Source organism: Streptosporangium sp. NPDC051022 (assembly GCF_040683035.1).
Lineage (GTDB): Bacteria > Actinomycetota > Actinomycetes > Streptosporangiales > Streptosporangiaceae > Streptosporangium.
Window position 1 is genome coordinate 1 of sequence record NZ_JBFBCF010000068.1, and the last position, 10,763, is coordinate 10,763.

Genomic DNA, 10,763 nt, shown 5'->3' on the forward strand with positions numbered 1-10,763 from the left:
CGCTCGCGTGCGGCCTCGAGTTCTTGTGGTGTCATCCCTGTCACCCCCGAACGGGAGACACACCCTCACCACCCAAGGTAACCAAGCCCTACTAGAACGGTGCCGGCATCGCGGGCCGGGCGGTCTCCGGGCGGAAGGCGGCGAGCAGGCGCCGGGCGTAGAAGGACTCCCAGTCCTCCGCGGGTGCCGTCGCGGTGTACTCCCTGTGCAGCCCCACCAGCTCGTAGACGAGCTCGCTGCGCACGGGCGTGGTCTCCAGCAGGTTCGGCAGCTCCGACAGGTTGATCAGCCAGTCGGCGTACCAGGACGCCCAGTCGGCGTCGGCGCCGTTGACGATCCGGTAGACCTGGTGGTGGGTCTCGGCCACTTCGCGCAGGACGTCACGGACCTGCTCCACGCGGCTGTCCATATGACCCCTCCTTCGGGCTTCCCAGCGCGGTGTGCCGCGCGGTGAGCGGAGGCGTTGTCATCCTCGTCGACCTCCTCAGTTTAACGAGGGGGCCGTGACCGGCGACGGCGGCGGCGGGCGGGCGCCGAGGCCCGCCGCCGCGCGTCACCGGTCACCGGTGTGTCAGCAGGCTCCCAGGTCGGCCCAGACCCACCAGGAGGTGGCGGGGTCCTCGAGCTTGGTCCACCAGCGGGTCTGGTACACGTGCCCGTTGCGGGACACCCTGTCGCCCTCGGTGTAGACGTCGCGGCCGCGCCAGGCCGGCGCCGTGCACGCCGGCGGATACGGGCCGCCGGTCGTCGCGGGCAGGTCGAACTTCCATCCCGCCTGCTGCCACTGGGGGATCACCTGCTGGTAGGCGGCCAGGGTGGGCGAACGGTCGCCGCCGCCGTCGTGGGACAGCGCCACGGCCGTCGGGTAGATCTGCGCGCTCAGACGCTGGACGAGCACGTCGGCCGGCGAGCCGTCCCAGTCGCTCGGATCCATGGTCCAGGCCAGGGCGGACATGCCGAGGGAGGCGGCGACCTGCGGGGAGGCCCCCCAGGCCGCGTACGGGGCCCGGAAGTACCTGATGGGCAGGTTGGGGTCGCCGGCCGCCGTACGGATCGCCTCGTTGGTCGCCGTCAGGTCCGCGCGGATCTCCTCGGGCGTCAAGCCGGCCATGGCGTCGTGCTTGAGGGTGTGGTTGCACACCGCGTGGCCGTCGGCGACGATGCGGCGCACCAGCTCGGGGTGGGCCTGGACCTGGTTGCCGAGCAGGCAGAACGTGGCGCGGACCTGCTGGCGTCGCAGCAGTTCGAGAACCTTGGGGGTCCAGTCGGGCGAGGGGCCGTCGTCGAAGGTGAGGGCGACGACCTTGCCGGCGCTCCGGGTGGCGTAGACGATGTCGCCGGTCGGCCCGTCGGCGCGGGCGGGACTGCTGGTGGCCAGCACGGCCGCCAGGGCCATGACCAGACCTAGGACACGCGCACTCAGTCGCATGGTGGAGCCTTTCGATGGGGGGAGTTCGAGGCGCCTTATTGGAAACCTTCTTTACCATAAAGGTGATCAAGAGAACAGCCCCAGAGAGAGCACCCCCCTGAGAACCGGACGGCGCCGCCGGGCGCGCTCCCTCAGACTCCCCGCACCGCGGCCGGCAGCCAGCGCCGGAGCACGGCCCACGCGAGCCGCGGCGGTACGGTGCCCGCGCCGAGGCCCACCTCGACCAGCAGGTCGAACACCTCCGTGCGCTCGGCGGCGGTGCCGATCGCGGCGTCGATGAAGCCGGGGTGCCGGGCGGCGCGGGCGAGCACGTCGGTGGTGCGCAGGTGCCGCCCGAGGGCCTTGCCCAGTCCCCGGCGGTAGGCGGGCAACGGGTCGGCGGGCGCCCGGACGGCGGCCTCGCCCGCGAGCCTGCCGGACAGCAGCGCGTAGTAGATGCCCTCGCCGGTGAGCGGGTTGACGAGTCCCGCGGCGTCGCCGGCGAGCATCACCCGGCCCGCGCCCGGTCTCGGCCGCCCCGGGGACAGCGGCAGGTGGTGGGCGCGCAGGTCGCGGGCGGGCAGGTGCGGCAGCAGCTCGGCGAGCCCGCCGTGGAGCACCTCGCGGCCCGGCCGGCCGGTGGCACGCAGCCTGGGCAGCAGCATTCCGAACCCGACGTTGGCGCTGCCGTCCCCGACCGGGAACGACCACGCGTAGGCGGGCCATCCGTCCCTCTGCATGACGATGAGCTGGACGTCGTCCTCGACGGGCACGTCGGCGTAGCCGCGGACGGCGATCGCGGTGTGCTCCTCGGGGGATCCCGGGATGCCGACGAGACGCCGCACCGTGGAGTTGGCCCCGTCCGCCGCCACGACGGCACGGGCGACGACCGTGCCGTCGACGACGACATGGTCGCCGGCGGCGGTGAGGGCGCGGACGCGGTGACGGCGGACCTCCACGCCACGTGCCCGGGCGGCGTCGACGAGACGGGCGTCGAAGACCGCGCGGGGGACGACGTGGTTGGGCCTGGCGGCGGCGGCGCTGACACGTGCGCCACCGGGTGAGACGACCGACAGGTGCCGCGTCGGCCGGTAGTCGGCGATGAGGCCGGCGACCCCGAGCAGAGCCAGCTCGTCGCGGCCGTGGGCGGCGATGCCGTCGCCGCAGGCCTTGTCGCGGGGGAAGTCCGCCTTGTCCAGCAGCAGCACCCGCGCGTCCGGCCGCAGTTGCTTGGCCCGCAGAGCCGCCGCCGAGCCCGCGGGCCCGCCCCCGACGACCACCAGATCCCACATGCCGTCCACATCGGTGAACCTCCCACGGCAGGTCCCGGTGAAACCAGGGGTACGGCCCTCGCACCGGGGACACCGCCGAAAAAGTTCGCCGATCGCGCATTCTCCGAGAACTCCCGCCGATCTCCGGCCTCATCATGTGGAGGGCACGGCCGGACCGTACGGCCCCGCCCCGCGGGACGCCCCGGCGCGGTCCGATCACGGCAACCGATCCGAAGGCTTTCCGGTCATGTCCCCAAGGAGGTCGCGATGGCACGGGACCGTACCGCGCGAGTTCGGAAACAGGCTCCGGGAAACGGCGTGCGGCGGGCCGCGGAGACGGCTCCCCGGGCGGGCGGCCAGGCGGAGGCCTCCGGCCTGCCCCGCCGCCGGGGGCCGGTCGTCGCGCTGAGCGTGCTGGCGGGGGCGCTGATCGCCGCGCTGTGGTCGTTCCGGTTCGTCGACGGGGTGATCGGCGACAACGTCGCGAACACGCTGCTCGGGTACGACGCCAAGCACACGCAGATCGGAGGGCTGATCGCGGGGACCGTCTTCGCCTTCGTCTCCGGTCTGGCCGGCACGTTCACGGCCTGCAACATCGCGGTCTTCGGCGCGATCGCGCCGATGACGGACGCGAGCGGGACGCGACCGTCCGGCGACGCGGGCGCCGCCCGCCCCGTCCGGATCGGCGAGACGCTGCGGCCCATCGGCAGGCTCGCGATCGGCATGGTCGCGGTCTCCGGGGTCTACGGCGCCGTCGGCGCCGTGCTGGGCGAGCGTCTCCCCCAGTTGTCCACGGCGACGGCCGCCTCGGGTCTGTCCCCCCGGCTCGCGCAGGCGTCGATCACCTTCGGCGTGATCGGCCTGGCGTTCGTCTACCTCGGCCTGGCGGCGTTGCGCCTGGCGCCCGATCCCCTCGCCCGCCTGTCGCGCCGTTTCCCGGACGCGCGTCTGGTCGTGATCGGCGCGCTGATCGGCGGCTTCCTCGTCGGCCGGCCGTTCCCGCTGTTCCGCAAGCTGTTCGAATACGCTGCCCAGACCCATAACCCGTTCTACGGGGCCGCGGTCTTCGTCCTGCAGTCGCTCGGCAACATCACGCTGATGGCCCTGCTGTTCGTCGTGCTGACGCGCGCGGCCGGGGGGCGTTTCACCCGCTGGATGACGGCCGGTCCGGCACGTGTGACGACGATCACCGCCGTGGCCTTCATCGTCGTGGGCGCCTTCACCTTCCTCTACTGGGACGTACGACTGCCCGCGCGCTTCGGCTACGGCTGGTTCCCGACGGCGCCCTGGGAGTGACGCTCCGGGGACCACGCGTCCCGCGCGGGCGGGTCACCGCGGCGAGGCCGTCCCCCGCCCGCTCGGGACGCGGCGCCCGTCCGGGGCCGGGACTTCGCCGGAGGATGCCGACGACCGGCGCGAGGGCGCCGGGAACGAGCGAGAGGTGATCACCAAAGCATGTTCCACCCGGCAATTTTAGGATTGTCTTATATAAACGATTAGTGATGTAATGGAACGCATGCACGCGTTCGATGTTCTGGGAGACCCCATCCGGCGCCGGATCCTGGAACTGCTCGCCGACGGGGAACGGGCGGCCGGTGAGATCGGCGCCGTGATCCAGGAGGAGTTCGGCATCTCACAGCCGGGGGTGTCGCAGCACCTGCGCGTACTGCGCGACAACGGGTTCGCCACCGTCCGCGCCGACGGCACCCGGCGTCTGTACGCCGTCGATCCCGCCCCGCTGCGGGAGGCCGACCTGTGGCTGGAGCGCTACCGGCGGTTCTGGACCCAGCGTCTGGACGCCCTCGGCACCGAGCTCGCCAGGGGAAGGCGGGAACGACGCTCGGCGGGAGCGGCGGACATGCCCCGGGACCGCGAGAACGAGGAGGACGCCCGGCCGATGTGATCGGTTTCCCGGCGAGGAACCGCCCCGATCACCCCTGCACGGCCGTCCCGTAGGCCATGGCGACCAGCACCCCGGTGGCGGTGTCGTACACCAGCTCGACGCGGACCGCCGAGACGAGATACCCTCCGGCCTCGGCCGACCGATTCAAAGACTCCAGCGCCGCCTCGGCGGCTTTCCTGGTTTTCTCGACATCGAGGGGGATCGCGTTCACCGCGGACACCAGCCCGCCGACGTCGCGACCGACGATCATAAGATTCGGGTAATTCACGGGTCTTTCCCTTTTCCGCACTTCCCGCCGTCCCACCGAATGTCTCGCCACCACGCGGCGGCGGCGGCGAAACCGCGGGCGAAAGCCTCCCTGGAAACGACGGTGACCGGCCGCCGCCTTCGGGAGGAGGGCGGTTCGCTCCTCACCGAAGGCGCCGGCCGATGCCTCTCGTACCGCTTTTCCGCCGGGAACGGCCCGGCGGGCGACGAGGCGGATGGAACCGGTGACGTCTCCGGGACGGGACTCGCACGGGTCGTTCTCCGGCCCGAGGGGCGTGCGGCGGTTTCGCGGCGGAACCTCGGACCTGTGGAGTGTTTCCCGGCGTTGCCCGTCCCGGGACGGATGGCGCGTGTTCTCGGCGGTCGCATCCTCCCCGCACCGGCCGGGCACCCGGTGGTGCTCAGCCGGCCGGGAGAATGTCGCGGTCGCTCAGCGGGTTCCGGTCGGCTCAGCCGCCGCCACCGCCACCGCCACCGCCACCGCCGCCACCGCCGCCACCGCCGCCGCCACCGCTGATGTTGCCGCCTCCACCACCGCCTCCGCCGCCACCGCCACCGCCGCCGCCACCGCCGCCACCGCCGTGGAAGCGCTCACGATGCTGGCCGCCGCCACCACCGCCGCCGCCACCACCGCCACCTCCACCGCCACCTCCACCGCCACCGCCGCCACCACCGTGGAATCGACGATGGTGGCCGCCGCCACCGCCGCCGCCTCCACCACCGCCTCCACCACCGCCACCGCCGCCACCGCCACCGCCGCCGCCCTGCGTGAGGATAAGCGTGGCCGTGGGTGTGGTGCTAACAGGTGCGGGAGAGGCGTTGGCGATGTCCATCCCCATCGTCACAGGGGCAACGAGGGCGGAGGCCACCATTGCACCGGCAGCGAGAAACTTCCTGACCATGGCTGATCAACTCCATGTCGTGATGGTTGCGCCCTGGCTGATACCTGGGCCGCTGGATCGCCGAATAGGCATCCGAGAAAGACACCGACACGGCGCGGACTAAGCACCACGCTAATGAGAAAGACCTTGAAGGGGTCACCCCTTGGAGGCAAAAGCATCAATTCCGTCTGATTACCTCCCCGACCGACAATAACGCAGCGAAATTAATCGACTACATAGCGTGGCCACCAGGACGTTCGCGCAAAGGAATCACTTCTTCGATTCACCGCGAAACGATCGACACCTCACCGTGAATATCCCCGGGCACCGGCCGGGTTTTCCACTGGAGTTCGCCATTCCGCCGGACGGCCGGTCGACGTCGATTCGCCGCGGAATACGCGACCCCAGAGGCGTTCCAAAAATGAATTTCATGTCGGCGCACGCCGTCACCCCCGGCCGCGGCGGGCGTCCCGCGACCGGCGCACACCCGGGCGCCGGAAACCGGAGACCGGCGACGCCCCCCCCCCCCCGCACGGAAGACGTCGGCGATCTCCCCCTCCCCCCTTGAGGAATTTAACCCCCTAGGGGTATGTTACGGTCGCACCAGATACCCCACAGGGGTACACGACGAGAGGAGAACCTCATGTGCACGGCATGCGCGTGCGGCACCGGCGACACGTCCTCGGCCCAGACCGAGACCACTGGCGCGAGCGTCTACACGGTCGGCGGAATGACCTGCGGGCACTGCGTCTCGTCCGTCTCCGCGGAGATCGGCAAGGTCGACGGCGTGACCGGCGTCTCGGTCGACCTGGCCGGCGGCAGGGTCACCGTCAGCGGAGAGGGGCTGTCCGACGAGGAGATCCGGGCGGCCGTCGAGCGGGCCGGTTACACGCTGGCCAGCGCCTCGCCGGCGGCGCCCTAGAGCCGGGAAGGTCCCGGAGAACGGGTGGTGGGCGTGCATTGGCGTGCACGCCCACCGTGGGCCCGGCCTGACTCGAATCACACCCAGTCCCACCTCGCATCCTGCCATCCCGGCACGGATGCGGAGAAACAGGAGTACGGCATGAACGCCGTCAGTCCGCGCAGATGGTGGGCACTCATCGTGCTCGCCGCCGCGCAGTTCATGGTCATCATGGACACCTCCATCATCGGCGTCGCCCTGCCCGACATGCAGCGCGACCTCGGCTTCTCCCAGGGCGGCCTGCAGTGGGTCTTCAACGCCTACGTCATCGCCTTCGGCGGGCTCCTGCTGCTCGGCGGGCGGCTGTCCGACCTGTTCGGCGCCCGCGGGGTCTTCACCGCGGGCTGGATCATCCTGATCGCCGGCTCGATCGTCGCCGCCGCGGCGGGCACCGCCCCGGTCGAGATCGCGGGCCGGGCCGTGCAGGGCCTGGGTGGGGCGCTCATCGCCCCCGCCTCCATGACCCTGCTCATGATGCTCTTCGGACACGACCCGCGTGAGCTGGGCAAGGCCATGGCCCTGTACGGCGCGGCCGCCCCCGCGGGCGGCACGGCCGGGGTGTTCCTGGGCGGTGTCATCACCGAGTGGCTGAGCTGGCCATGGGTCTTCATCGTCTACGTCCCGATCGGCCTGGCCACCGTGGCCGCCGTACCCGCCCTGCTCCCCCGGGCCGAGGGGCGGCGCGGTTCCGTCGACGTGCTCGGCGCCGCGGCCGTCACCGCCGGTGTGGCGCTCGCCGTCTACGCCATCGTGCGGGCCCCGGAGCAGGGCTGGAGTTCGGCCGCCACGCTCCTCGAACTGGCGGGGGCGGTCGCGCTGCTGGCGCTGTTCCTGGTGATCCAGCGCGCCGTCCGCGAACCCCTCATGCCGCTCGCCGTCTGGCGCACCCCCGGTCTGGCCACCGCCAACCTGGCGATGGCGCTGCTGGGCGGCGCGTGGATCCCGATGTGGTACTTCCTCAACCTCTACCTGCAGCAGGTCCTCGGTTACGGCGCCTTCCCCAGCGGCTCCGCGCTACTGCCGATGACCGTCGCCATCATGATCTTCATGATCGGCGTGACCGCCAGGCTGCTCGGCCGCTTCGGCGCCAAGCCGCTCATCATCGCCGGGCTGGCCGTCCTGGCGGCGGGCGTCGCCGGGCTCTCCCTGGCCAGGCCTGACGGCTCCTTCGCCGTCGACGTGCTGCCCGCCTCACTGGTCGCGGCGGTCGGCATGTCACTGGCCTACATCCCGGCGATGATGTCGGCCATGTCCGGAGTGCGCCCGGAGGAGAGCGGTCTGGCCTCCGGCATCGTCAACACCACCTACCAGGTCGGCTCCGCGATCGGGCTGGCGGTCATGACCGCGATCGCCACCTCCCGGGGGGCCTCCGGGCCGGCCGGTCCGGCCGGGCTCACCGACGCCTTCCAGGGCGCCTTCACCGGGGCCGCGGCGGTGGCGGTCCTGGGCGCCGTGCTCACCCTGCTGTTCATGCGAAGGCCGAAGCCCGCCCAGGCCCAGGCGCGGCCCGAGGCGGCCTCCTCGCCGGGCGCGTAGCCGTACGGCCCGGGGCCCGCCGGTCTCGTCCCGGGCGGTCCGGCGGGCCCCGAACGCCGAGGGAATACCTTAGGGGGGTATGGTGTTATGGAAGGTGAAGCGCGAACGAACGAAGGCGGGGAGATGGCCGGCTACAGCGAGACCAGACAGGACCACCTCCGGCGGCTGCGCAGGATCGAGGGCCAGGTCCGCGGCCTGCAGCGCATGGTCGAGGAGGACAAGTACTGCATCGACATCCTCACCCAGGTGTCGGCGGCCAACCGGGCGTTGCAGTCCTTCGCCCTCTCCCTGCTGGAGGAGCACATGGCGCACTGCGTCGCCGCCGCCACCGCCAAGGGCGGGGCCGAGGCCGACATCAAGATCAAAGAGGCCTCGGACGCCATCGCGCGCCTGGTCCGCTCCTGACCGGCACCGGCGCGCACCGACGAACACGACGACAACCGATGACAAAGGAAAGAGTGATCGCGATGACCACCACCGTATACACCGTCCAGGGCATGACCTGCGGCCACTGCGTCAGCTCGGTCAAAGAGGAGATCGGAGAGGTCGCCGGGGTCACCGGGGTCGACGTCGACCTGGCCACCGGCCGGGTGACGGTGAGCAGCGACGGCCCGGTCGGCGACGCCGAGATCAGGGCCGCCGTCGAGGCCGCCGGATACGAAGTGGCGGATCCGGCGTGAACACACCGGCCAAGCTGGGCGCCTATCTCCTCGGCATCGCCGTGATCTTCGGCGGGGCCCTCGGCGCGGGCCGGGCGGCCGGTTCCGCCGGGCTGCTGCCGGAGGCCACCGGCGGGCACGGCGCCCACGCGACCACGACATCGGCCCCCACCCGCGCCGCGGCCGGGGCGCCCGTTCCAGGAGGTCTCCAAGTGTCCCAGGACGGCTACACGCTGAACCCGCTGACCACCGCCGTCGAGCCCGGCCGGGAGACGGACCTCCGTTTCACCGTGACCGGCCCCGACGGCGCGCCCGTCACCGGCTACCAGGTACAGCACGACAGGAAACTGCACTTCATCGTGGTCTCACGCGATCTCGCCGACTTCCAGCACCTGCACCCGCAGGAGGCCGGAGACGGCGTGTGGTCGGTACGGCTGACGCTGCCGGCGGCGGGCGCCTACCGGGCCTTCGCCGACTTCGCCCCCGAGGGCGGCAACGGGATGACGCTGGGCGCGGACCTGTACGCCGCGGGCGACTACACGCCGAAGGCGCTTCCGGAGGCGAGCCGTACCTCCACCGTGGACGGCTACACCGTCACCCTCGACGGCGACCTGGTTCCCGGCGAGTCCAGCAAGCTCACCCTGCGCGTCGCCAAGGACGGCAGACCCGTCACCGACCTGCAGCCCTACCTGGGCGCCTACGGCCACCTCGTCGCCCTGCGCGGCGGGGACCTGGCCTACCTGCACGTGCACCCCGACGGGGAGCCCGACGACGGCAGGACCGCCCCCGGTCCCGGGATCACCTTCTACGCCGAGGTGCCCAGCCGCGGCGACTACCGGCTCTTCCTCGACTTCCAGCACGCGGGAGTCGTGCGCACGGCTGACTTCACCGTGCACGCCGGACAGGGCGCGCCCGGCGCCGCGACGCCCGCTCCCGAGACCGGCCGGCACGGCGAGCACACCCACTGACGCCGGTACGAGGCGAGAAAGGAGGGGTGATGTCCCCCCTCACCGATGACAGGCTGCCGATCGCGCACGGCGTGATCGAACTCTCGATCGGCGGCATGACCTGCGCGTCCTGCGCGAACCGGATCGAGCGCAAGCTGAACAGGCTCGACGGCGTGACCGCGACCGTCAACTACGCCACAGAGAAGGCGAAGGTCGTCTTCCCCGAGGACGTCGACCCCCAGACGCTGGTCGCCGAGGTGGAGAAGGCGGGTTACACCGCCGAACTGCCCGCCCCGCCGAAGCCCGACGGATCACCGGCCGCGCCCGGTGAGGAGCCGCAGGACGAGCTGGCCCCGCTCAGGAGACGGCTCGTCACCTCCCTCGTCCTCGGCGTTCCGGTCATCGCGATGGCGATGATCCCCGCTCTGCAGTTCACCAACTGGCAGTGGCTGTCGCTCACCCTCGCCGCGCCGGTCGTGGTCTACGCCGGCTGGCCCTTCCACCGGGCCGCCTGGACCAACCTGCGTCACGGCGCCGCCACCATGGACACCCTCGTCTCCATCGGCACGCTCGCCGCCCTGGGCTGGTCTCTGTGGGCGCTGTTCTTCGGCAGCGCGGGCACCCCGGGCATGACCCACCCGTTCGCGTTCACCATCGAGCGCACCGACGGCTCGGGCAACATCTACCTGGAGGCCGCCGCGGGCGTGACGGCGTTCATCCTGGCGGGGCGTTACTTCGAGGCCCGCTCCAAGCGCCGCGCGGGCGCGGCACTGCGGGCCCTGCTGGAACTGGGCGCCAAGGACGTCGCCGTACTGCGCGACGGCCGGGAGAGCCGCGTCCCCGTCGAGTCGCTGCGGGCCGGTGACCTGTTCGTGGTACGGCCCGGCGAGAAGATCGCCACCGACGGCGTGGTCGAGGAGGGCACCTCCG

13 protein-coding genes are annotated in these 10,763 nt (G+C 71.8%); 8 read left to right on the top strand and 5 right to left on the bottom strand.

The annotated features are described in order from the left end of the window. Positions 1 to 91 precede the first annotated feature (91 nt). The 3 genes from AB0N02_RS46890 to AB0N02_RS46900 all read right to left on the bottom strand — a co-directional run bounded on the left by AB0N02_RS46890 (position 92) and on the right by AB0N02_RS46900 (position 2,700). Positions 92 to 409 (bottom strand): hypothetical protein, encoded by a 318-nt coding sequence (locus AB0N02_RS46890; RefSeq protein WP_363961609.1) that lies wholly within the window; start codon positions 407 to 409, stop codon positions 92 to 94. Positions 410 to 571: 162 nt separating this feature from the next. Beyond that, complete coding sequence (locus AB0N02_RS46895; RefSeq protein ID WP_363961611.1) at positions 572 to 1,429, bottom strand: polysaccharide deacetylase family protein; 858 nt, start codon at positions 1,427 to 1,429, stop codon at positions 572 to 574. Between the two features lie 131 nt (positions 1,430 to 1,560). Continuing rightward, positions 1,561 to 2,700, bottom strand: coding sequence for an NAD(P)/FAD-dependent oxidoreductase (locus AB0N02_RS46900; RefSeq protein WP_363961633.1), 1,140 nt, complete (start codon positions 2,698 to 2,700; stop codon positions 1,561 to 1,563). 246 nt (positions 2,701 to 2,946) lie between these two features. Here AB0N02_RS46900 and AB0N02_RS46905 point away from each other — a divergent pair, with 246 nt between their 5' ends. Continuing rightward, positions 2,947 to 3,975 carry a hypothetical protein gene (locus AB0N02_RS46905; RefSeq protein WP_363961613.1) on the top strand — a complete coding sequence of 343 codons (1,029 nt, stop codon included), beginning with the start codon at positions 2,947 to 2,949 and terminating at the stop codon, positions 3,973 to 3,975. Positions 3,976 to 4,195: 220 nt separating this feature from the next. Then, complete coding sequence (locus AB0N02_RS46910) at positions 4,196 to 4,582, top strand: metalloregulator ArsR/SmtB family transcription factor (protein ID WP_363961615.1); 387 nt, start codon at positions 4,196 to 4,198, stop codon at positions 4,580 to 4,582. 28 nt (positions 4,583 to 4,610) lie between these two features. On the opposite strand, the gene AB0N02_RS46915 is transcribed toward AB0N02_RS46910, so the two are convergent. Further along, on the bottom strand, positions 4,611 to 4,832 hold the full coding sequence (locus tag AB0N02_RS46915) for a hypothetical protein (RefSeq protein WP_363961617.1): 222 nt from the start codon (positions 4,830 to 4,832) through the stop codon (positions 4,611 to 4,613). Between the two features lie 447 nt (positions 4,833 to 5,279). Beyond that, a complete protein-coding gene (locus AB0N02_RS46920) occupies positions 5,280 to 5,603 on the bottom strand; it encodes a hypothetical protein (RefSeq protein WP_363961619.1) in 324 nt (107 codons plus the stop codon). Between the two features lie 770 nt (positions 5,604 to 6,373). Between AB0N02_RS46920 and AB0N02_RS46925 the strand changes: the two genes are divergently transcribed. From AB0N02_RS46925 to AB0N02_RS46950, 6 genes are all read left to right on the top strand, one after another. After that, the gene (locus tag AB0N02_RS46925) at positions 6,374 to 6,652 is read left to right on the top strand and encodes a heavy-metal-associated domain-containing protein (RefSeq protein WP_363961621.1); all 279 of its coding nucleotides are present in this window, start codon (positions 6,374 to 6,376) and stop codon (positions 6,650 to 6,652) included. Positions 6,653 to 6,793: 141 nt separating this feature from the next. Beyond that, positions 6,794 to 8,227 carry an MFS transporter gene (locus AB0N02_RS46930; protein WP_363961623.1) on the top strand — a complete coding sequence of 478 codons (1,434 nt, stop codon included), beginning with the start codon at positions 6,794 to 6,796 and terminating at the stop codon, positions 8,225 to 8,227. Positions 8,228 to 8,350: 123 nt separating this feature from the next. After that, positions 8,351 to 8,632 (top strand): metal-sensitive transcriptional regulator, encoded by a 282-nt coding sequence (locus AB0N02_RS46935; RefSeq protein ID WP_363961625.1) that lies wholly within the window; start codon positions 8,351 to 8,353, stop codon positions 8,630 to 8,632. 62 nt (positions 8,633 to 8,694) lie between these two features. Continuing rightward, positions 8,695 to 8,907 (top strand): heavy-metal-associated domain-containing protein, encoded by a 213-nt coding sequence (locus AB0N02_RS46940; protein WP_363961627.1) that lies wholly within the window; start codon positions 8,695 to 8,697, stop codon positions 8,905 to 8,907. After that, positions 8,904 to 9,854, top strand: coding sequence for a hypothetical protein (locus tag AB0N02_RS46945; RefSeq protein WP_363961629.1), 951 nt, complete (start codon positions 8,904 to 8,906; stop codon positions 9,852 to 9,854). The genes AB0N02_RS46940 and AB0N02_RS46945 overlap by 4 nt, the downstream gene beginning before the upstream one ends. 29 nt (positions 9,855 to 9,883) lie before the next feature. Further along, positions 9,884 to 10,763 (top strand): cation transporter (locus tag AB0N02_RS46950; RefSeq protein ID WP_363961631.1); only part of this gene is annotated, 880 nt, incomplete at its 3' end.

Bases quoted from the DNA above. Each gene is read 5' to 3' on its own strand.
- AB0N02_RS46890 (WP_363961609.1), bottom strand. From the start codon at position 409: ATGGACAGCCGCGTGGAGCAGGTCCGTGACGTCCTGCGCGAAGTGGCC.
- AB0N02_RS46895 (WP_363961611.1), bottom strand. From the start codon at position 1,429: ATGCGACTGAGTGCGCGTGTCCTAGGTCTGGTCATGGCCCTGGCGGCC.
- AB0N02_RS46900 (WP_363961633.1), bottom strand. From the start codon at position 2,700: ATGTGGGATCTGGTGGTCGTCGGGGGCGGGCCCGCGGGCTCGGCGGCG.
- AB0N02_RS46905 (WP_363961613.1), top strand. From the start codon at position 2,947: ATGGCACGGGACCGTACCGCGCGAGTTCGGAAACAGGCTCCGGGAAAC.
- AB0N02_RS46910 (WP_363961615.1), top strand. From the start codon at position 4,196: ATGCACGCGTTCGATGTTCTGGGAGACCCCATCCGGCGCCGGATCCTG.
- AB0N02_RS46915 (WP_363961617.1), bottom strand. From the start codon at position 4,832: ATGATCGTCGGTCGCGACGTCGGCGGGCTGGTGTCCGCGGTGAACGCG.
- AB0N02_RS46925 (WP_363961621.1), top strand. From the start codon at position 6,374: ATGTGCACGGCATGCGCGTGCGGCACCGGCGACACGTCCTCGGCCCAG.
- AB0N02_RS46930 (WP_363961623.1), top strand. From the start codon at position 6,794: ATGAACGCCGTCAGTCCGCGCAGATGGTGGGCACTCATCGTGCTCGCC.
- AB0N02_RS46935 (WP_363961625.1), top strand. From the start codon at position 8,351: ATGGCCGGCTACAGCGAGACCAGACAGGACCACCTCCGGCGGCTGCGC.
- AB0N02_RS46940 (WP_363961627.1), top strand. From the start codon at position 8,695: ATGACCACCACCGTATACACCGTCCAGGGCATGACCTGCGGCCACTGC.